This is a genomic window from Amycolatopsis sp. NPDC005961 (genome assembly GCF_040629235.1).
In the GTDB taxonomy this organism is placed as follows: domain Bacteria; phylum Actinomycetota; class Actinomycetes; order Mycobacteriales; family Pseudonocardiaceae; genus Amycolatopsis; species Amycolatopsis camponoti.
The window spans coordinates 23,208-42,070 of record NZ_JBEXVF010000077.1 but is presented as its reverse complement, the minus strand read 5'-3'; the positions used below and the strand labels follow the sequence as shown (position 1 = coordinate 42,070).

Annotated in this window: 20 protein-coding genes; 4 read left to right on the top strand and 16 right to left on the bottom strand. The window is 71.1% G+C overall.

Going from position 1 to position 18,863, the window contains the following annotated elements; genetic code table 11:
• On the top strand, positions 1 to 2,462 hold a 2,462-nt coding region (locus tag ABZ342_RS41405), incomplete at its 5' end, for a PE-PGRS family protein (RefSeq protein ID WP_360485363.1).
• Between the two features lie 184 nt (positions 2,463 to 2,646).
• On the opposite strand, the gene ABZ342_RS41400 is transcribed toward ABZ342_RS41405, so the two are convergent.
• Together ABZ342_RS41400 and ABZ342_RS41395 are read right to left on the bottom strand one after the other, a co-directional pair.
• Positions 2,647 to 3,417, bottom strand: coding sequence for a class III extradiol ring-cleavage dioxygenase (locus ABZ342_RS41400; protein ID WP_360485360.1), 771 nt, complete (start codon positions 3,415 to 3,417; stop codon positions 2,647 to 2,649).
• Positions 3,418 to 3,485: 68 nt separating this feature from the next.
• Positions 3,486 to 3,878 (bottom strand): MarR family transcriptional regulator, encoded by a 393-nt coding sequence (locus tag ABZ342_RS41395; protein WP_360485357.1) that lies wholly within the window; start codon positions 3,876 to 3,878, stop codon positions 3,486 to 3,488.
• A 68-nt stretch (positions 3,879 to 3,946) separates the two neighbouring features.
• Between ABZ342_RS41395 and ABZ342_RS41390 the strand changes: the two genes are divergently transcribed.
• Positions 3,947 to 4,399 carry a MarR family transcriptional regulator gene (locus tag ABZ342_RS41390; protein ID WP_360485354.1) on the top strand — a complete coding sequence of 151 codons (453 nt, stop codon included), beginning with the start codon at positions 3,947 to 3,949 and terminating at the stop codon, positions 4,397 to 4,399.
• On the opposite strand, the gene dnaB is transcribed toward ABZ342_RS41390, so the two are convergent.
• The 12 genes from dnaB to ABZ342_RS41330 all read right to left on the bottom strand — a co-directional run bounded on the left by dnaB (position 4,396) and on the right by ABZ342_RS41330 (position 14,179).
• Positions 4,396 to 5,802: a replicative DNA helicase gene (gene dnaB, locus ABZ342_RS41385; RefSeq protein WP_155549388.1), complete on the bottom strand. Its 1,407-nt coding sequence runs from the start codon at positions 5,800 to 5,802 to the stop codon at positions 4,396 to 4,398. The two genes, ABZ342_RS41390 and dnaB, sit on opposite strands and share 4 nt — an antisense overlap.
• Positions 5,803 to 6,305: 503 nt before the next feature.
• The gene (locus ABZ342_RS41380; protein ID WP_155548247.1) at positions 6,306 to 7,094 is read right to left on the bottom strand and encodes an ESX secretion-associated protein EspG; all 789 of its coding nucleotides are present in this window, start codon (positions 7,092 to 7,094) and stop codon (positions 6,306 to 6,308) included.
• Between the two features lie 93 nt (positions 7,095 to 7,187).
• Positions 7,188 to 8,549, bottom strand: coding sequence for a hypothetical protein (locus ABZ342_RS41375; protein ID WP_360485350.1), 1,362 nt, complete (start codon positions 8,547 to 8,549; stop codon positions 7,188 to 7,190).
• Position 8,550: 1 nt separating this feature from the next.
• A complete protein-coding gene (locus tag ABZ342_RS41370; RefSeq protein WP_360485347.1) occupies positions 8,551 to 9,153 on the bottom strand; it encodes a DUF3558 domain-containing protein in 603 nt (200 codons plus the stop codon).
• Entirely contained in the window at positions 9,150 to 9,506 is a 357-nt protein-coding gene (locus ABZ342_RS41365) for a hypothetical protein (RefSeq protein WP_155548244.1), read from the bottom strand. Before ABZ342_RS41365 ends, ABZ342_RS41370 begins: the two co-directional genes overlap by 4 nt.
• Before the next feature lie 142 nt (positions 9,507 to 9,648).
• On the bottom strand, positions 9,649 to 10,110 hold the full coding sequence (rplI, locus tag ABZ342_RS41360; protein ID WP_155548243.1) for a 50S ribosomal protein L9: 462 nt from the start codon (positions 10,108 to 10,110) through the stop codon (positions 9,649 to 9,651).
• 14 nt (positions 10,111 to 10,124) lie between these two features.
• On the bottom strand, positions 10,125 to 10,373 hold the full coding sequence (gene rpsR / locus ABZ342_RS41355) for a 30S ribosomal protein S18 (RefSeq protein WP_003098744.1): 249 nt from the start codon (positions 10,371 to 10,373) through the stop codon (positions 10,125 to 10,127).
• A 41-nt stretch (positions 10,374 to 10,414) separates the two neighbouring features.
• Entirely contained in the window at positions 10,415 to 10,933 is a 519-nt protein-coding gene (locus tag ABZ342_RS41350; RefSeq protein ID WP_360485343.1) for a single-stranded DNA-binding protein, read from the bottom strand.
• 17 nt (positions 10,934 to 10,950) lie between these two features.
• Entirely contained in the window at positions 10,951 to 11,277 is a 327-nt protein-coding gene (rpsF, locus tag ABZ342_RS41345; RefSeq protein ID WP_196425808.1) for a 30S ribosomal protein S6, read from the bottom strand.
• A gap of 113 nt (positions 11,278 to 11,390) precedes the next feature.
• A complete protein-coding gene (locus tag ABZ342_RS41340) occupies positions 11,391 to 12,278 on the bottom strand; it encodes a hypothetical protein (protein WP_360485338.1) in 888 nt (295 codons plus the stop codon).
• 67 nt (positions 12,279 to 12,345) lie between these two features.
• A complete protein-coding gene (locus ABZ342_RS41335; RefSeq protein ID WP_360485335.1) occupies positions 12,346 to 13,251 on the bottom strand; it encodes a hypothetical protein in 906 nt (301 codons plus the stop codon).
• Positions 13,252 to 13,372: 121 nt separating this feature from the next.
• Positions 13,373 to 14,179, bottom strand: coding sequence for a hypothetical protein (locus ABZ342_RS41330; protein WP_360485332.1), 807 nt, complete (start codon positions 14,177 to 14,179; stop codon positions 13,373 to 13,375).
• A 114-nt stretch (positions 14,180 to 14,293) separates the two neighbouring features.
• Here ABZ342_RS41330 and ABZ342_RS41325 point away from each other — a divergent pair, with 114 nt between their 5' ends.
• The gene (locus tag ABZ342_RS41325; RefSeq protein WP_360485329.1) at positions 14,294 to 15,067 is read left to right on the top strand and encodes a deoxyribonuclease IV; all 774 of its coding nucleotides are present in this window, start codon (positions 14,294 to 14,296) and stop codon (positions 15,065 to 15,067) included.
• A 10-nt stretch (positions 15,068 to 15,077) separates the two neighbouring features.
• Here the strand turns inward: ABZ342_RS41325 and ABZ342_RS41320 are convergent, their stop codons facing one another.
• Both ABZ342_RS41320 and ABZ342_RS41315 read right to left on the bottom strand, forming a co-directional pair.
• Positions 15,078 to 16,628, bottom strand: coding sequence for a glycosyltransferase 87 family protein (locus tag ABZ342_RS41320; RefSeq protein WP_360485327.1), 1,551 nt, complete (start codon positions 16,626 to 16,628; stop codon positions 15,078 to 15,080).
• A gap of 49 nt (positions 16,629 to 16,677) precedes the next feature.
• The gene (locus tag ABZ342_RS41315; RefSeq protein WP_155548236.1) at positions 16,678 to 17,736 is read right to left on the bottom strand and encodes an ROK family transcriptional regulator; all 1,059 of its coding nucleotides are present in this window, start codon (positions 17,734 to 17,736) and stop codon (positions 16,678 to 16,680) included.
• A gap of 56 nt (positions 17,737 to 17,792) precedes the next feature.
• Between ABZ342_RS41315 and ABZ342_RS41310 the strand changes: the two genes are divergently transcribed.
• Positions 17,793 to 18,836 (top strand): Gfo/Idh/MocA family oxidoreductase, encoded by a 1,044-nt coding sequence (locus ABZ342_RS41310; RefSeq protein ID WP_155548235.1) that lies wholly within the window; start codon positions 17,793 to 17,795, stop codon positions 18,834 to 18,836.
• Positions 18,837 to 18,863 lie beyond the last annotated feature (27 nt).

Sequence of the window (18,863 nt, the reverse complement as noted above, 5' to 3'; positions counted from 1 at the left end):
CCACCCCGGTGCAGGTGACCGGCAACGCCGCGTCGTACCTGCTCGGCAACGGCCAGAGCCACGGCTACTCGGCCGACACCGTCGCGACCTCCGGCGGCTCGCTGTTCAGCTCCGGCGACAACAGCGCGGGATCGGGCAACGTGGTCGGCGCGCCGATCGCCCTGCCGGTCAAGTTCAACTGCAACTCGGGCGCCGTGTGGGGCTCGCTGTCGAACTCCGACGGCTGCAACACCTCCGCCGACGCCACGGCCGGGGACACGCGCGAGGGCAGCCTCGGCATCCCGACCTACCTCGAGACGAGCGGCAACGACTCGTTCCTGTCCGGCAACGGCGGGGCGGCCTCGCTGTCCCCGATCGCGAACGTCGCGGGTGTCGCGGGCTCGTGGATCGGCAACGCCTCGGCGGGCATCCCCGAGACCGGCAGCTCCTCCAGCACGGTCGACTCGGGCGGCTTCGTCAAGACCGCCGGTGACAACGCGAGCGGCTCGGGCAACGTCCTGAACCCGTCGGTCGCGCTGCCGGTCGAGGCCTTCGGCATCGGTGGCACCTACATCGGCCAGGCCAACGCCGCGCACGACAACACCACCGACGCCAACGCGGGCAACGGCAGCTACACCAAGGGCAACGACTCCGTCCTCGGCGGCAACATCGTCAACACCCAGACCGCGGGCGCGCCCGAGGTCTTCGGTATCGGCGGCAGCCACATCGGCAACGCGTCCGGCACGGCGACCGAAGACAAGACGGTCACCGCCGGGGCGTACGACGGCACGCAGGGCAACGACTCGTCCGGCTCGGGCAACGTCGTCCAGGTGCCTGTCGGCCTGCCCGCCGAGGTCTTCGGCGTGGGCGGCTCGTTCATCGGCCAGGGCTCCGGCTCGGCCGACGAGACCAAGGTCGTCTCCGGCGGCGGCGGTGGCAGCACCCACGACGACAACGGCTTCCTGAGCTCGAACCTGGGCACCGTGCCGGCTTCGCTGCCGGTGCAGGTCGCCAACATCGGCGGCGCGTTCGTCGGCCAGGGCCACGGCAAGGGCTCGACCGACACGACGTCCAACGCGGGCGGCGACGTCACGGCGAACGGCCCCGCGGGCGCCGGCGCCGGCAACATCATCGAGGCCCCGGTCTCGCTCCCGGTGCTGGCCGCCGGCAGCGGTGCCGCCCTCGCGGGCATCGGCACCGGTGAGAACGACAACATCACCGACTCCTCGGCGGGCGGCGACGCCCTCACCGACGGGCAGGACGGTGCGCTGGCCGGCAACATCGTGAAGGCCCCGATCGCGGGTGCCGCGCAGCTGTTCAGCGACGGTGTCGCGGGTGCTGCTCTGGGCCACGGCCTGGGCACGAGCGACACGATGTCGCAGGCCGGTGGCGACGCCACCACCAACGGTGACCGCGGCAGCGTGGCCGGCAACATCATCGGCGCCGACGCGCTGCCGGTGGCGCAGGTCTTCGGTGACGCCGTCAGCGCGGCGGGTGTCGCCAGCGGCACCGGGATCAACACGACGTCCGTGCAGAACGCGGGCGACGACACCACCTCGGGTGTCGAGGGCGCCATCTCCGGCAACATCCTCGACATCCCGGCCACGGCGATCGCGCAGCTGTTCGGCGACGCGGTGACCGTGGGCGGCGTCGCGCACGCTGTCGGCGACAACTCGCTGACCACGCAGAACGGCGGCGAGCCGGTCACCGAGGGTGACGGGTCCAGCCTGTCGGGGTACAACTTCTACCACGACATCGTGGCGCCGGTGCAGATCTTCGGGGTCCCCCTCGAGCTGCTCGGTGTCGCCACCGCGGACGCGACCGACATGACCAGCATCAACGGTGAGGCCACGGACGCGGCCGACACGATCGCGAACCCGGTCGAAGGTTCGGAGCTGGGTGCCGGCGAGCTGCCCTCGCTGACCGGGCTGGCCAGTGGCCTGCCGACGGCGGGGCTGCCCACCGCGGGCCTGCCCGCGCTGCCGACGGCCGTTCCGGCCGAGCGTGCCGACGTGCCGGTGAGCCCGATGGCCGGGCTGCCCCACCTGCCGACCGCGGGTGGCCTGCCGGGCCTGAACGGGCTTTCGGGCCTGGGCGGTTCCCTGGCCGGCGGCGGCGAGCGCGCCGACCTGCCGACCGGTGGCCTGCCGGTGCACATCCCCGCCCTGAGCGGCGGCCTGCTGCCTTCGCTGCCGGCGCTGGGTGGCACCGAGCGTGCGGACCTGCCGACCGGTGGCCTGCCCGTCGCGCTGCCGGCGCTGCCCGCCCTGGGTGGCGGCGTCCCGACCCTGCCGGTCGCCCTCCCGGTGACCCCGGCGCTGCCGGCCGCCCCGGCCGCGCTGCCCGCCGCCCCGGCCCTGCCGGTGAACGCGAAGCTGCCGGTGCTGGACAGCGCGGCCCCGGCCGCGCAGGTTCCGGCGATGTCGGGCCTCGACTCGACCGGCTTCCTCGCGAAGCTGCTGGGTCTGGTCAAGCGCAAGTAGTTCGGTACTGCCGGGCGGGTTCAGCCAGAGCCCGTCCGGCCCGCCAACCCCGGCAGGCGCTCCACGCGCCGCGAGGTCTCCTCGCACGGAGTGCCTGACGACCGATGAAGCTCTCCTTCCCTGGAGAGGACGAGCCCCAAGAGCCGAATCCGGCTCTTGGGGCTCGTTCGTGTGTCCGGGAAGGTCAGGAGAACTGCAGCGAGCGCTTCGCCAGGCCGTGCCAGAACCCGTCGATCACCGTGCGGCCGGACTTCTCCTCCGCGGTCGCGCCGAGGGAGACGAACAGCGGCGCGAAGTGCTCGATCCGCGGGTGCGCGAGCGCCGCCGCCGGCGCCTTGTGCCGGAAGTCGAGCAGCGCGTCGACGTCGCCGCCGCGCACGACCTCGTCGCCCCAGTGGTCGAACTCGGCCGACCACGCGGGCGGTGTCCCGTCGGTGGCGCGGGCCATGCCGCTCAGGTTGTGGGTGAAGAAACCGCTGCCGATGATCAGCACGCCTTCGTCGCGCAGCGGCGCGAGCTTGCGGCCGAGGTCGAACAGCTCCTGCGGGTCGAGCGAAGGCATCGAAACCTGCAGCACCGGGATGTCGGCGTCCGGGTACATCTCGACGAGCGGCACGTAGGCGCCGTGGTCGAGGCCGCGCTCCGGCGCGTCGTGCACCGGCGTGTCCGTCGAGCGGAGCAGCTTCCGCACCTTCTCGGCCAGCTCGGGCGCGCCCGGCGCCGCGTATTTGACCTGGTAGTAGCGGTCGGGGAAGCCCCAGAAGTCGTACACGAGCGGCACGGTCGTCGTGGCCGCGATGGTCAGCGGCGCCTCCTCCCAGTGCGCCGACACGACAAGGATCGCGCGGGGCCGAGGCAGGTCGGCCGACCAGGCGGCGAGCTGGCGGGTCCACGTGGTGTCGTCGGCGAGCGGCGGCGCTCCGTGGCTGAGGTAGAGGACCGGGGTGCGGGTCATCGACGGCTCCAGTGCTTGAAAGTTCAACTACTAGGATACCTGACGCCCGTGCTCCCCGGGATATTCCTTCAGTCGCTCTCGAGGTTCGCCGCGCAACGCTCCAGGGTGCGGACCGTCGTGCGGTAGTCGTCGCCGCTGATCCCGCGGGTCACCGTGGTGCGGAAGGCTTCGACGCGCTCCTCGACCCGGGCGTGGGCTTCGCGGCCCGCCTCGGTGAGTCCGCCGTCTTCGGTGACCCAGCCGCGAGCCCGGAGGTCGGCCACCTTGGCGGCCATCGGGCCGTCGGCGGCGACGAACGGCGCCAGTGCCGCGTCGACCTCCTCCGGCGTGCGGGCGCCGAGGGCGATCGTGTTGAGTACCTGCCAGTGCCGGCGGCTCAGCGACTCGGCGTCGAGGGCCCGGGCCATGGAGGATTCGAGAAGCTCGTGGACGTGGCGAAGCCACCAGCCGAGGGGTTTCATGGGAACTCCGGTGATGTCGAGGAACAACTACATGTAAAAGTACATGCAGTTGGGAGGGTGGAGCAACCATGACGGACGCGGTGGCCGACGTCGAGCGCGCGATGATCGCGATCCGCCGCAGCCAGCAGCGGCGGGCGCTGAGCCGGATCGGCAAGGCCCGCGGCCAGGGCGCGCACGACCCGGTGCACGAGCTGCTCGACGTCGTCGAAGAGCTCGCCGAACGCGGCGAGCCCAGCACGGTGACGGCCTTGAGCACGGCGATGGGCGTGGACCAGCCGCGCGCGAGCCGGCTCGTCGCGCGTGCCGTCGAGCAGGGACTCTTGCGCCGCGAAGCCGATCAGCGCGACGGACGACGTGCGGTGCTCGTGCCGACCGAGGCCGGCCAGGCGCACCTCGACGAGCTGCACGCCTTCCGGCGCACGGTGTTTGCCGAGGTCATGGCGGACTGGCCGGACGAGGACCGCGAGAACTTCGGCAGGCTCCTCACGGCGTTCATCCGCGGGTACAGCGCCCTCGGTTAATCGTGGGAGAGGTCCACGAAGCGGCTGTAGTGCAGCTGGTGGGCCACGACGATCGTGGCGGTCGGGCCGGCACGGTGCTTCGCGATGATCAGGTCCGCCTCGCCCGCGCGCGGGTCGTCGCGCTCCCACGCGTCGGGGCGGTTGACCAGGATGACGAGGTCGGCGTCCTGCTCCAGCGAGCCGGACTCACGCAGGTCGGACAGCATCGGGCGCTTGTCCGTCCGCTGCTCGGGACCACGGTTCAGCTGGCTGATCGCGATCACCGGGACCTCGATCTCCTTGGCCAGCAGCTTCATCTGCCGCGAGAACTCCGAGACTTCCTGCTGCCGCGACTCGACGCGCTTGCCGGACGTCATCAGCTGGAGGTAGTCGAGGACGACGAGCTTCAGGTCGTTGCGCTGCTTCAGCCGGCGCGCCTTCGCCCGGATCTCCATCATCGTCATGTTCGGCGAGTCGTCGACGAACAGCGGTGCCTCGGACACCTCGCTCATCCGGCGGGCCAGCCGCGTCCAGTCGTCGTCGGACATCTTGCCACCGCGCATGTCGGCGAGGCGGATCTTCGCCTCGGCCGACAGCATGCGCATGACGATCTCGGTCCGGCTCATTTCCAGGGAGAAGATGACGCTGGTCAGGCCGTGCCGGATCGACGCGGACCGCGCGAAGTCGAGGCCCAGGGTCGACTTGCCGACACCGGGGCGGGCCGCGACGATGATCATCTGCCCGGGGTGCAGGCCGTTGGTCAGCTCGTCGAAGTCGGTGAACCCGGTCGGGATGCCCTGGGACTGGCCGCCGCGCGAGGCGATCGCGTCGATCTCGTCCATCGTCGGCTGCAGCAGCTCTTCCAGCGCGACGTAGTCCTCGCTGGTCCGGCGCTCGGTGACGTCGTAGATCGCGGCCTGCGCGCGGTCGACCACCTCGTCGATGTTCGCGCCGTCCGCCGCGGCCGCGCCGTAGCCGTACTGCACGATCCGCGTGCCCGCCTCGACCAGCCGGCGCAGCACCGCCTTCTCCGCGACGATCTCGGCGTAGAAGCCGGCGTTCGCCGCGGTCGGCACCGTCGCGATCAGCGTGTGCAGGTACGGCGCGCCGCCGATGCGGCCCAGCTCGCCCCGGCGCTCCAGCTCCGCCGAGATGGTGATCGGGTCGGCCGGCTCGCCGCGGCCGTAGAGGTCGAGGATGCAGTCGTAGATCGCCTGGTGCGCCGGGCGGTAGAAGTCGTCGGGGCCGAGCGCCTCGATGACGTCGGCGACCGCGTCCTTGGACAGCAGCATGCCGCCGAGCACGGACTGCTCGGCTGTGATGTCCTGCGGCGGCTGGCGGTCGAAACCGCCGCCGGAGCCGGGGTCGCTCGGACCCGGGTCGGACTCCGCGTACATCGGACCGCGGTCGTCGGTCAGCGCCACCGCTCCGGACACCTCCTCATCGTGTCGAACACTCGTTCGAGTATGCCGGATCTTCGCTCTCGAAGCACGCGGCCAGGTCGGTGCCTGACTGTTCCGGACGTGTCTCCCCGATGATCGGTGAGAACGTCGTCCGGCTCTCGGAGGCACGCCGGGCGCCACCGTGAGTACAGGCCCGAGCGGGCACGCTAGATCCCCCGTTGGGCCGAAGGCAATTCCGGATGGGGACCCTTCTGTGGACAACCTGTGGATGAATGGGGGTAACCAGTCACAGGTGCCGCGAGAGCTGTGGACAAGGTGGGGACAAGCGTGATCGGCTTCGACGAATCCCCAGGTCAACTGCTGTGAACAAGATGTGGAGAACTTCCCGGAAACTCGTCCGGCGTGTCGCGCGAAGTCCGTTGTTCGGCGTGTCGTGGACCAGCCGGAGACCATTGACCGGCGCGACCTGTGGATGAATATCACGGAGGGTAGAGCCGTCACCTGGTGGGCTGAACGGCCGGCGCTCAGGCCGCGGTGAGCCGGCCCTGTGCGCTGCGTAACCGCTCAGCGAGAACGCGCTGGTCGGCCGGGGTGAAGGCGATCCGGTTCTCCCCACGTCCCGGCACCTCTTCGGTCAGCCACCGGCCTTCGGACGTATCGATGTAGTTCACCGGGCGTTCGATGCGGTGCCAGGCCCCGCTGCGACTGCGGGTCGCGACGTAGAGACTGCCGCTCCCCATTCGGCGTAGCGAGAGGATCCGCCGGAGCTCGTCGACCTCCTGCGCGCCCTCGGCCGGGCGGTCGCTGCGGAGCACCGCGTACCCGCCTTCGTCGCCGCGAGCGGTGCCCTCGATCTGGCTCTTCGGCACGGCGAGCGGTGTCCCGCGTCCGGGTGCCAGCTTCGGGATCTGGCCGAGAAAACCGTCGAGCAGCTCGTGCGGCTGGGTCGACTCCAGCACGACGACGTCGAGTTCCTCGTGCTTGGCCAGCACGAACGCCTCGCCGCCGGCGCTGCCCGCGAGCAGCCGGTAGCTGACCGGCTTGCCCTGGAACCCGCCGTCGATCCAGCCGTAGTACTCCAGCTGCGGCCGGGCGATGGCTTCGACCGTCGCGACGAACCCGGGGTGCATGCCGCGCGGGCCGAACAGCCCGGCCTTGGTGAGCTCGGCGTTGACCCGCTCGTCCTCGGCGCGCTGGGCCTCGTCGCTGTACCAGGTCGGCGTCTCGGCCAGCACCGTGTGCGGCTCGCCGCCCCGGCGCCGGATCAGGTTGACCAGGGTGCCGGTCGTGATGGTGACCTGCCTGTCCAGCACCGCTCTTCCCCCAGTGAAGATCGAAATCGGCTCGGTGGTCCCGGGAAAGCCGGGCGCGCCCATCTTGGCACGCACCCGGCGGTCTCGCGTGCGCTACTCGCCGATGACCGGCGGTGCGGTCAGCTCGTCGCTCCCGAAGATCTCGTTCGGGTCGTCGCCGAGCAGGTACTTCGACGTGCGTTCTTCGTCGCCGCCGCCCTGGCCCTTGGCGCCGTGGCCCATGCCGCCCATCCCACCCATGCCGGTGGAACCGGCGCGCCCGGCCCCCGCGCCGCCCGCGCCCATCGCGCCGCCGCCGGCACCCATGCCGCCCCGGCCCGCGCCCGTCCCGCCGGCGCCGCCCGGCAGGGACGCACCGGACGAGCCACCGGGCCCGAAGCCGGCGCTGCCGCCCGGGCCGAAGCCCGCCGTCGGGTCGCCGATGCCGCCCGAGCCGCCGGGGCCGAACCCGCCGCCGCCCCCGCCACCGGAGAAGCTCGGCGTGCTGCCCGGGCCGAAGCTCGGCACACCCGGCAGGTCGGACGGCGAGAAGCCGGACGCGCTGGTGCCGTCGCTGAAGTTCGGCGGGGTGTAGCTGCCCGCGCCCGGGATCTTCGACGGGTCATAACTGCCGCTCGGCACCTTCGACGGATCGAAGCCCGGCACCTTGGACGGGTCGAAGCTCCCGCCGGGCACCTTCGACGGGTCGAAGCTGCCGCCCGGGGTGTTCGGCGGCTGGGCGTTGAACGACGGGACGCCGCCCGGCCCCGGCATGTTCACACCGCCGGGTCCAACGCCCGGGGCGCCCCCGCGCTCGCCTTCCCCGTTCCCGTTGCCCTCGCCCTTTCCGTTGCCCGGCTTCTTCTTGCCGTCGTCGACGTTGACGTTCTCCTGCTGCCCCTTGAGCGCGGAGTACGTCGGCATCTTCTGGCCGTTGTCGTTGCTCGCCTTGTAGTAGGTGTTGAAGGCGTCGACGTTGGCCTGGCCCTTGGCGTTGTAGTCGCGGATCGCCCGGTCGGTGTCGGTCGTCCACGGCGTCACCGCGTTGAGCAGGTTGTTCTTCGGCGGGTCCTTCGGGACCTCCTGCACCTGCGCGTGCACCGTGGTGAACGCGGTGTTCTGCTCGCCGAGGTACTTGTCGGAGTCGGTCAGCTTCGTGCCCGAGTCCTCCATCCACACCCGCAGCGGGTGCGCGCCCGCGTTCTGCGCCGCGTCCGAGCCGCCGCCGGTCCAGGCGGCGTCCATCTCCTTGGCCAGTGCGTCGATGGTGCTGAGCCGGTCCGCGTAGGCGCCCTTCAACCGGCTGGCCGCCGACTGCCCGTTCTGGATCGAGCCGGTGCCGGGGCCGGTGGTGATCTGGTGCCAGATGTCGTAGCAGTCGATCTTGCGATCGCCCTGCTGCGAAGCGTGGTCGTCGGAGTGCGTGGTCGCCATGTTGTACGCGGCGAACCCGCCGAGCAGCACCAGTTCCAGCATCTCAGCCCACCTTCAAGGTCTGGATCATCGCCTCGCCGAACTTCTGCGCCACCGAGCACGGGTCGGAGGCGCCGGCCCCGTTGTCGTACTGGACCAGGACGTTGACCGCCAGCTCGTCGGTGACGCCGACGAACAGGCCGCACTTGCCCTTCTTGCGGTCGTCCAGCGCGGCGGCGTACACGACCGGGTACCCGCCGGCCTGCGTCTCTTCGAAGTAGGCGTCGTTCGCCTTGGTGTCGTAGACGTCCTGGAGCCCGTTCTTGTTCGCCGTCACCGTGGTCACGTCGATCTGGTTGCCCGGGTCGGCGGCTTCCTGGAACGTGCAGCTCGGGCCGTTCGCGGTGCTGCGCGGGGAGCCGTCGCCGAGGCCCAGCGTCGAGCGTCCGTCGGCATTGATCGTGGCGCAGGCGTCCGACGTGATGTTCGCGGTCTTCAGCGGCTCCGGCACCCGCGGCGCGGAGTCGGCCGCGGACCGGGACGTCTCGCTGCCGCCGGACGCCGCGGTCGGCTCCGGGTTGGCGGTGCCCCGCGTCTTGCCGGAGCAGCCCGCGACGGCGAGCACGGCGAAGACCAGGGCCGGGACGGCGAGAAGTCGTCGGTTCACGTGGCCTGGTTCCCCGTCTTCGAGAGGTCGGCCTGGGTGTCCGACTCCTTGGTGGTGATCTTCTGCTTCGCGGCGGTCAGTGCGTCGATGTAGTTCTTGACGTACTCCTGCATCTTGGAGTTCTGCTCGAGGAACGCCTTGCCGGACGGGTTCGCGAGCTTCTCCCAGTCGCCGCTGGCGAACTCCTTGCCGGGCGCCTTGACGTTCGCCATCAGGTTGGCGTCGTCGTAGTCGCGCTTGAGGTCGGCCTGGAGGTCCTGCCACTTCTTGATGACGGCGTCGATCTTGTCGGCGTCGAACGTGAAGCCGCCACCGCCACCGGCCGGCGCGGACATGTTGACCTCGTTACCCATCCGGTTCCATCCCCTTCGCGTCCCCGCCCATTCTCCTACGACGGCGCCGTCGTGTCCGGGGTTCCCCCGAAACGCGTGAAGGCGGGCCGCCCCGACCAGGGAGCGACCCGCCTTCCACGACGTACTGCGTTACTGCGCCGGACTACGCCTGCGAGGCCTTGACCTCGAGCCGCACCTCGACCTTCACGTCCGGGTGAAGCCGGGCGCCGACCGAGTGCTTGCCCACGGTCTTGATGTGGTCGCGCAGCTCGATGACGCGCTTGTCGAGCAGCGGGCCACCGGCCGCCTTGATCGCGTCGACGATCTCGCCGGCGGTGATCGAACCGAAGAGCTTCTTCGAGCCCTCGGCCGCCTTGCCGTTGAGCTGGATGGCGCCGAGGCCCTCCAGCGTCGCCTTGATCTCCTTGGCGTGGTCGAGGTCGCGGATGCGACGGCTCTCCTGCGCCCGCTGGATGGTGCGCACGTTCTTCTCGGCACCCTTGGAGGCCGCGATCGCGTAGCCCCGCGGGAGCAGGTAGTTGCGCGCGTAGCCGTCCTTGACCTCGACGATGTCGCCGGGGCCGCCGAGGTTGGCCACGTCCGTGGTGAGGATGATCTTCGCCATTTCAGTGCCCTCCCTTAGCGCGCGGTCGAGGTGTAGGGCAGCAGCGCCATCTCGCGGGAGTTCTTGACCGCGATGGCGATGTCACGCTGGTGCTGGCTGCAGTTGCCGGTGACGCGACGGGCACGGATCTTGCCGCGGTCGGAGATGTACTTCCGCAGCAGGTTGGTGTCCTTGTAGTCGATCAGTTCCGGACGGCCCTTTTTCTCGGCCTTGCAGAACACGCAGACCTTCTTCTTGGGCTTGCGAATGGGTGGCTTGGCCACTGTCTACTCCTGGAAATTCAAATCTGTGGATGTGTACGAGATCAGAAGGGAGGCTCGTCGGAGAAGCCGCCGCCGCCACCGCTGCTGGCGGCCGGGGCGGAGCCCCACGGGTCGTCGGCCGGCATTCCGCCGCCACCGCCGCCGCCGCGGTTTCCACCGCCACCGCCGCCGCCGAAGTCACCGCCGCCGCCACCGCGGCTGACCTTGTTGACCTTGGCCGTGGCGTAGCGCAGCGAGGGGCCGATTTCGTCGACCTCGAGCTCGACGACGGTGCGCTTCTCGCCTTCCTTCGTCTCGAACGACCGCTGCTTCAGGCGGCCCTGCACGACGACGCGAGCGCCGCGGGTCAGGGACTCGGCGACGTTCTCCGCCGCCTGGCGCCAGATGTTGCAGCGCAGGAACAGCGCCTCGCCGTCCTTCCACTCGCCCGACTGCTTGTCGAGCGTGCGGGGCGTGGACGCGACGGTGAAGTTCGCGACCGCCGCACCGGACGGGGTGAAGCGCAGCTCCGGGTCGGACGTCAGGTTGCCGATCACCGTGATGACGGTGTCTCCAGCCATCGGGAATACCCTTCGGCTCAGGCCTTGACGGCGGCGGGCTTGGCCGCGGCGCGCTTGATCTCGCGACGCATGACCTTGGTGCGGAGCACGGTCTCCTGCAGCGACAGCTGGCGGTCCAGCTCCTTCACCGCGTCCGAAGACGAGTTCAGGTCGAGGAGGGCGTAGATCCCCTCGGCGTGCTTCTTGATCTCGTACGAAAGCCGGCGCCGGCCCCAGACGTCGACCTTCTCGACGCTTCCGCCCGAAGTGCGGATCACGTTGAGGAAGGTGTCCAGCGTCGGAGCGACAGTGCGCTCGTCGAGCGTGGGGTCCAGGATGACCATTACCTCGTAATGGCGTGACACAACCACTCACCTCCTATGGGCTCGCGGCCACGGACTGTCCGTGACAGGAGGGTTTGTCCAGGTAAGGCTACCTGGGGGTGTCTTCGGGGCCGGACGGCGGGGTGCCGTCCGGGTCAGCTCGCGCGGCGCAGGACCCAGGTGCGGACGAGCCCGGCCGTGACGCCGGCGAGCACGATCACCGCGAGCAGCATCGGCAGCTGGACGTCGTTCGCCGAGCCGGGCGAGGCCACCGACTGGGCGTTGCCCGCGTCGCGGATGTCGGCACCCTGGCCGCTCTGGGCACCCGTGTCACCCTGCGGCGCGGAGGCGTCGCCGGGGAGCGTGCCGTTCGCCGGGTAGCGCACCCCCGGGGCGACGGCCGTGCCGGCGGTCGCGGTGGGGATGCCGCCGTAGTCACGCATCGGCGCGCTGCCGCCCGTGCCGCCGGCGGTGCCCGGGTTCAGGTTCGAGAGGTTGCCGGAGGATCCGCCGGGGGTGCCGCCCTGCGGGGTACCGGTGCCGCCCGCGCCCGGCTGACCCGGCGTGCTCGGGGCGACGTAGTTCCCGGCGAGCAGCGTGAGGTTGCAGCCCTTCGCGACCGTGCTCTCGACGCTGTTCAAGGTCTTGTTCCAGTCGAGCCCGAGACCCCAGGTGCCGGAGTTGGAGAGCGCGGTGCGGACCGCTTTGCCGATCGCGGCGCCGGTCACCTCGCCGCCCGCGGCGTTCGGCACCTGTCCCACCGGGATCGCGTGGTTCTTGGCGATGGAGTCGCCGGCCCAGCTGCCGACCGCGAGGGTGCCTGCGTTGTTCGCGCCGTTGGTGACGAGGGTCTTGACCGAAGCCCCATCGATCGCCACCTGGTCGCCCATCTGGCCGGTGACCGTGCCGGTGCAGCTGGCGCTCACGATCTGCTGGCTCGCCGAGGCACTGCCCGCGGAAAGGAACGCGCTACTGGTGACGAAGGCGGCCAGGGCGGTCACGGTCAAGAACTTCCGCACGAGCACTGTCCTCCGTGGGGTCATCGAGGCGTCGTTGTCCTGAACACCAGGGTCAACGAAGAAGATACGTGAAAGATACTCGGCAGTCGGGTCAATTCGCAGCGGCCATTCGGCGGAGCACCCACGTCCGCACGAGACCCGCGCTGACTCCGGAGAGTGCCAGCACCGCGATCAGCAGCGGCAGGTTCGACCCGTCCGTGAAGCCGTCGGACCCGGACGGCAGCGCTTCGGCCCGGCCCGCCGTCTGGATGCCGGAGTTGCCGGCCGCCGCGTTCTGGTCGGGCCCGGTGAGGCCGTACTGCGGCGCGTAACCCGGGATCTGGCTGCCGTACCGGATGGCGGGCGACGGCGTGAAGAGCCCGGCCGTCGCGAACGGGATGCCGCTGTAGTCCCGCATCGGCGCGTAGCCCGTGCCGATGCTGAAGGGGAAGCCGCCGAACACCGGGCTGCTCGAGAAGCCGGGCAGCAGCGGGCTGTTCGCGTCCGGGATCGGCGTGGTGCCCTGCGGGGTACCGCCCTGCGGTGCGCCGCCGGTGCCGCCCTGAGCGGGCGGCTGCTGCGGGTTGCCACCGGTGCCCGGCTGCTGGGGCGCGGGCTGCCCGCCGCCGCTGAGCGCATTCACGCCCTGCTGGGCGCCGCTGGTCACACCCTGCACGCCCTGGTTGATCGCGCTCGCCGCGGGCGCGCCGACCACCGGCACCGGCGACACGACCGTGTCGACCACCTTGACGGTGACCTGGCAGAGCGTGCCGAGGATCGCGTTGATGGTCCCGGTCAGCACCTTGGTGCCCTCGGTGACGACGCCGAGGTTGAGCGGGAGACCGAGCAGCGGTGTCGTGGCCTTGATCGTGTCGCCCGGCTTCGCCTCCACGGTGCTGCCGCAGGACACGGTCTTGGTGTCGGCGGAGGCGGTGCCGGGCATGCCGAGCACAGCCGAACCAGCGAGGACGAACGCCGTCGCGCCGACCGCCGTTGCCCTCCGTGTCCGATCCTGCATGCTCGCCGCCCCTTGTCTCGTCGCCTCTTCCCAGGACAACGACGTTAAGGCAGCGCGGTGACGCCCGCTCGTTCAGAAATGTCCGGCATTCGAGTGGAAGCCGGCGTCACCGTCGGTGAAATCAGGCCGGATTGCGGCGGATCCAGGCCCGGACGAGGGCCGCGGCCACGATCGCCAGCGCCAGCACCGCGAGCAGCATCGGCAGCTTCGCCGGCGGCGTGACGCCCGGCAGCGCCTCGGCCGTGCCGGACTTCTGCTCGTCGACCGTCGGGACTTGCTGACCGGGGATGATCTGCGCGATCACCGGCGCCTGGATCAGGCTGCCGGGCAGCAGCGAGGCGTTGCTGAAGATGCCCGAAATCGCGTCGCCCGGCAGGCCGGCGCCACCGGGACCGGTGGTCACCGGGCCGGTGCTGTCGCCGGGCGGGGTCTGCCCCGGCGGCGGTGGCGTCTGACCGGGCGGGGCCGGCGGCGCGGGCGGCGCCGGGGCCGGCGGGAGCGGCAGCGGGGGCAGTTCGCTCGCCACGCCCTGAGTCACGCCGCCGACGGTGTTCACGACGCTCTGCGCGGTCGGGCAGACGGCCTTCGCCGCCGCGTCGCCGACCACCGGCACGTCACCGATGCCGAGCGCCCGCACGGTGTCGCCCACCGGGAGGGTGAGTAGCGGTGCCGAGCCGTTGGTGTTCCTGGCGCTGGAGTCGAGTCCGACGGTCAGCCGGTCCGGGGCGTTCAGCGGGGCGCCGGCGTCCAGCAGGAGGCCGGTCTTCGCGTCGCGGGCCTGGCCGTTCTGCAGCGTGGCCGAGCAGTCGCCGCCGAGGGTCGGGCTGGGATCGGCGCTCGCCACTCCCGGCATCGCCAAAGCGGCCGATGCGGCCGACGCGGCGACGGTGAACCCCAGTGCGGTGATCCGGGCTAACTGCTTCCCCATCGATGCCCTCCGGCAGTCGGACCAATCTGGATCACGGAACGCGCTCACGGTACTCCACGAGCGTCACCAACCGGTCCCACAGGGGAAAGAAGCACCCGGAGTAGCGTGCTCGGCATGCTGATTGGCGCCCATGTCCGTGACGACGACCCGTTGACCGCGGTCGCCGAGCGCAAAGCCGACGTCGTCCAGTTCTTCCTCTCGGACCCGCAGGGCTGGAAGGCCCCGAAGCCGCACCCGCACGGCGAGGCCATCGCGGCCGACCCCGTCGAGGTGTTCATCCACTCGCCCTACCTCATCAACGTGGCTTCGCTGAACAACCGGATCCGGATCCCGTCCCGCAAGAACGTCACGCAGCACGCCGACGGCGCGGCGGCGGTCGGTGCGAAGGGCCTGATCGTGCACGGCGGGCACGTCGGCGCGAACGACGACGTCGAGGCCGGCCTCGACAACTGGCGCAAGCTCTTCGAGCGCGAGCAGGAGAAGGGCGGCTTCAAGGTCCCGATCCTGATCGAGAACACCGCCGGCGGCGAGAACGCGATCACCCGCGACCTCGACGTCATCGCCCGGCTGTGGGACAAGGTCGGCGAGTTCGGCGCCGGGTTCTGCCTGGACACCTGCCACGCCTACGCCGCCGGCTGGGACCTGGCGACCGCCGTCGCGCGAGTCAAGGCCATCACCGGCCGGATCGACCTGGTGCACCTCAACAACTCCCGTGACGAGTTCGGCTCGACCCGCGACCGGCACGCCAGCGTCGTCGAGGGCGAAGGCACGATCGACCCCGAGGTGCTGGTCGCCGTCGCCCGCGAGGCCGGCGCGCCAGTCATCGTCGAGACCCCGCCCGACGGCCAGGCGGCCGACATCGCCTACCTGCGCGAACGGCTGGGCTAGGTCTTACGGGCTAGGCAGCCACGGCTTTCCGGCGGCGCCGGACGGCGTTCGGGACGATCACGTCCCGGGCGCCGTCGAGGAAGCCGCCAGCCGGGTCGTCGTCGCCGCCGGCCCGGACCAGGTCGGTGCCCGGGTGGTAGATCTCGCGCACCACCAGCACGCACAGCGCGGCGACGGCGAGGTCGCGGACCACGACCGTGCCGAGGAACCAGCCTTCGGGCAGGCCCTTGTGGTCGACGCCGAGGTAGTAGAACATCCGCGGCACCCAGACCAGCGCGTCGATCAGCATCCAGCCGAGCAACAGCCGCCAGCGCGGGATCGCCAGCACCGCCAGCGGCACCAGCCACAGCGAGTACTGCGGGCTCCACACCTTGTTCGTCAGCAGGAACGCGGCCACGACGAGGAACGCGAGCTGGCCGACGCGCGGCCGTCGCGGCGCCGCGAGCGCGATGTAGGCGATGCCCGCGCAGCAGGCCAGGAACAGCACGGCCACGGTGAGGTTCAGATACGCCGGGTTCTGGTTCTTCTGCAGCACGCCGTCGAACCCGGTCCAGCCGGTGGCGTAGGAGACGACGTTGTAGAGCGAGTCCGGGTCCATCGGCCGCAGCGTGCTCATCCGGAAGAACTCCCACCAGCCGCGGGTCGCGGTGAGGATGAACGGCGCGTTCACCGCCAGCCACGTCACGACGGTGGCGGCCGCGGTCTTCCAGAACGGCGTCAGCTTCCCCGCGCGCAGGCACAGCACGAACAGCACGCCGAGCAGGAACAGCGGGTAGAGCTTCGCCGTCGCGCCCAGGCCGAGCAGGAGCCCGGCGAGCAGGGGACGCTTGCGGCCCCAGGCCAGCAGGCCGGTCGCGGTGAACGCGGTCGCGATCGCGTCGAAGTTGGTGAACGCGTGCACGAGCACCAGCGGCGAGGCAGCCACCAGCACCACGTCCCACGGACGGCGTTTCATCGTCCGGCCGGTCGCCCAGACGGTGACCAGCCAGGCGATCGCCAGGAACAATGCCGTCAAGTCGAAGTAGACCGCGACCGGCAGCGCGCCGGGCAGCCAGCCGCTCTCGGCGACGTTCAGCCAGCCCGCCGCGAGCTTCGCGTTCGCCCACTGGAAGAGGCCGGTGAGCACCGGGTACTCCATGTACCGGGTGTCGTTCTCCGCCGTCTGCGAGCTCTCCTTCCACGACGTGTAGTACGGGAAGGTGCTCGGGCGGTCGAGCCGCTCGGAGCTGTACAGCGGCACGATGTCGGAGTAGCACATCGCGACGAACGGGCGGCCCGCGCGCCAGTCGAGCTGGGTGGCGCCGCTGGAGTCCTGGTACTGCTGGATGCAGGAGCCCTTGCCGAACCAGCAGAGCATCAGCGCGAGCGTGGCCAGCAGCAGGCCGACGCGCTGCGGCGACCAGAACCAGTGCCTGCCCACCGCCGCGTGCTCGCCGAGCGGGCCGCCGATGGGTCTGGTGACCGCGGCCGCGAGCGGCTCGGTCCAGCTCGGGATGACCCGGTCGGCCGGGCTCAGCGTCACGGGGCCGGGGTCCGGCTCGCGCGTGGTCTCCTCTGGCACGAGTGCGGATGTTAGCGGTCGGCGGCCGCCACCGAGGTGAAGGCGGTGATCATGCCGGATTCGCGTAGTACGAGGCCAGGACCTCCGCGGCGGCTCCGCGGGCGATGATCTCCTCGCCGAGGGCGTCCTCGACGATCTCGATCCGCTGCCAGTGCGGCAGCGGCAACAGCTCCTCGAGCCGCTCCGAAACGGCGTCACGGTACGTGCCCGGTTCGTCCCGCACAGCGCGTCCGGCCAGCACGATCCGCTCCAGGTCGAGCACCTGCACGAGATCCGCGAGGCCGATCCCGAGGAAGCCCGCGGCGGTCCGCGTGTCCGCGGCCTGCTTCGCCATGATCTCGACGCAGCCGCGCCGCCCGCAGGCGCAGACGGGCCCGTCGTAGGCGATCGTGGTGTGCCCGAACTCACCCGCGTTGGTCCGCGGGCCGCGGTAGAGCCGTCCGTCGATCAGCAGGCCGACGCCGATGCCGGTGCCGACGAGCACCACCGCGGTCGCCGTCGGCTCGCCGTGCGGCCAGAGCTGGGCGAACGCGGCGGAGTTGGTGTTCTTGTCGAGCGTCACGGGCAGGCCGGTGCGCTTCTCGAGCAGGTCGCGCAGGGGGACGTCGTGCCAGCCCGGCATGTTCGTCGCGTCCCGGACCAGGCCGGCGAGGTGGTCCAGCGGGCCGACCGCGCCGAGGCCGAGGCCGAGCACGTCGAAGCCGTCCGCGAGCTCGAGCGCGGTCGTGCCGATGGCCTCGACGGCCTGCTCGGGGGTGAAGCCCGTCGGGAGCGGGCCGCCGGCCGTCTCCTCGACTTCGCCGATGAGGTTGGTGCGCAGCACGCGGTATTCGTCGCGGTCGAGGCGCGCGCCGAGCGCGTGGCGGGCGCCGGCGCGGATGGTCAGCTGCGTGCGGGGCTTGCCGACCCCCGTGGACGGCTGCCGCTGCTCGTCCAGCAGGCCGGCGTCGAGGAGTTCGGGCACGATCTTGGAGACGGCCTGCTGGGTGAGCCCGGTGCGTTCGGCGAGCTCGACGCGGCTGAGGCCGCCGGCGCGCAGGATGTGCGTGAGCAGCAGGGCGCGGTTGTGTTCGCGCACGTTGCGCAGGTTCACCCCGGTGTCCGCCATGGTCCGGATCTTCCCATGTCTGGCCAATTACGCAACAGTGTTGTTTAATGGCGGGCATGAGTGACTTGCGCGTGGGCATCCTCGGGTACGGCATCGGCGGGCGCGTGTTCCACGCACCGCTGGTGGCGGCGACGCCCGGGCTCACCCCCGCGGTCATCACGACGTCGGGCAACGCCGTCCAGGCGCGCACCGACCACCCCGGCGCGGAGGTCGTGCCGGACGCCGACGCGCTGTTCGAGCGGGCCGGCGACCTCGACCTCGTCGTGGTCAGCACGCCCAACCGCACGCACGTGCCGCTCGCGCTGCGGGCGATCGAGGCCGGCCTGCCGGTGGTCGTCGACAAGCCGTTCGCGCCGACCGCGCTGGAGGCTGAGCAGGTCGTCGCCGCGGCGAAGGCGGCGGGCGTCGGCCTGACGGTCTTCCAGAACCGCCGCCTCGACTCCGACTTCCTCACCGTCCGGAAGGTCCTCGATTCCGGGAAGCTCGGCGAGGTCTTCCGCTTCGAGTCCCGCTACGACCGCTGGGTGCCCAAGCCCAAGGACAACTGGCGCGAGTTCGGCGACCCGGCCGAGGCCGGCGGCCTGCTCTACGACCTGGGCGCGCACATCGTCGACCAGGCGCTGCAGCTGTTCGGCCCGGTCACGCAGGTCTACGCGGAGACCGACCGCCGCCGCGCCGGCGTCCAGGTCGACGACGACGTGTTCGTCGCGTTGAAGCACGCCAACGGCGTCCGCTCGCACCTGTGGGCGTCAGCGCTCGCGGGCACGCTGAACCCGCGCTTCCGCGTGCTCGGCGACCAGGCGACGTTCACCAAGTACGGCCTCGACGTGCAGGAACCCCAGATCAAGTCGGGCATGCGCCCGGGCGACGGCGGCTGGGGCGTGGAGCCGGCGTCGGACGCGGGCAAGATCGGCATCGGCACCGACGTCAAGACGGTGCCCACCGAAACCGGCCGCTACGAGCAGTTCTACGCCGAGGTGCGCGACGCGCTGCGCGGCGAAGGCGATTTCCCGGTCGACCCGGAGTCGTCGGTCGAGGCCCTGCGCGTCATCGAGGCGGCCCACCGCTCGGGTGTCGAAGGAACGGTCATCAAGCTCTGACCCCCAGTCTGGCCGTGACGCCGGTGT

Excerpts from the sequence above, each read along its gene's own strand:
- ABZ342_RS41400 (WP_360485360.1), bottom strand. The coding sequence starts at position 3,417 with ATGACCCGCACCCCGGTCCTCTACCTCAGCCACGGAGCGCCGCCGCTC.
- ABZ342_RS41335 (WP_360485335.1), bottom strand. The coding sequence starts at position 13,251 with ATGCAGGATCGGACACGGAGGGCAACGGCGGTCGGCGCGACGGCGTTC.
- rplI (WP_155548243.1), bottom strand. The coding sequence starts at position 10,110 with ATGGCGAAGATCATCCTCACCACGGACGTGGCCAACCTCGGCGGCCCC.
- ABZ342_RS41330 (WP_360485332.1), bottom strand. The coding sequence starts at position 14,179 with ATGGGGAAGCAGTTAGCCCGGATCACCGCACTGGGGTTCACCGTCGCC.
- ABZ342_RS41365 (WP_155548244.1), bottom strand. The coding sequence starts at position 9,506 with ATGGGTAACGAGGTCAACATGTCCGCGCCGGCCGGTGGCGGTGGCGGC.
- ABZ342_RS41310 (WP_155548235.1), top strand. The coding sequence starts at position 17,793 with ATGAGTGACTTGCGCGTGGGCATCCTCGGGTACGGCATCGGCGGGCGC.
- ABZ342_RS41350 (WP_360485343.1), bottom strand. The coding sequence starts at position 10,933 with ATGGCTGGAGACACCGTCATCACGGTGATCGGCAACCTGACGTCCGAC.
- ABZ342_RS41395 (WP_360485357.1), bottom strand. The coding sequence starts at position 3,878 with ATGAAACCCCTCGGCTGGTGGCTTCGCCACGTCCACGAGCTTCTCGAA.
- ABZ342_RS41390 (WP_360485354.1), top strand. The coding sequence starts at position 3,947 with ATGACGGACGCGGTGGCCGACGTCGAGCGCGCGATGATCGCGATCCGC.
- ABZ342_RS41340 (WP_360485338.1), bottom strand. The coding sequence starts at position 12,278 with ATGACCCCACGGAGGACAGTGCTCGTGCGGAAGTTCTTGACCGTGACC.
- ABZ342_RS41375 (WP_360485350.1), bottom strand. The coding sequence starts at position 8,549 with ATGCTGGAACTGGTGCTGCTCGGCGGGTTCGCCGCGTACAACATGGCG.
- ABZ342_RS41315 (WP_155548236.1), bottom strand. The coding sequence starts at position 17,736 with ATGGCGGACACCGGGGTGAACCTGCGCAACGTGCGCGAACACAACCGC.
- ABZ342_RS41325 (WP_360485329.1), top strand. The coding sequence starts at position 14,294 with ATGCTGATTGGCGCCCATGTCCGTGACGACGACCCGTTGACCGCGGTC.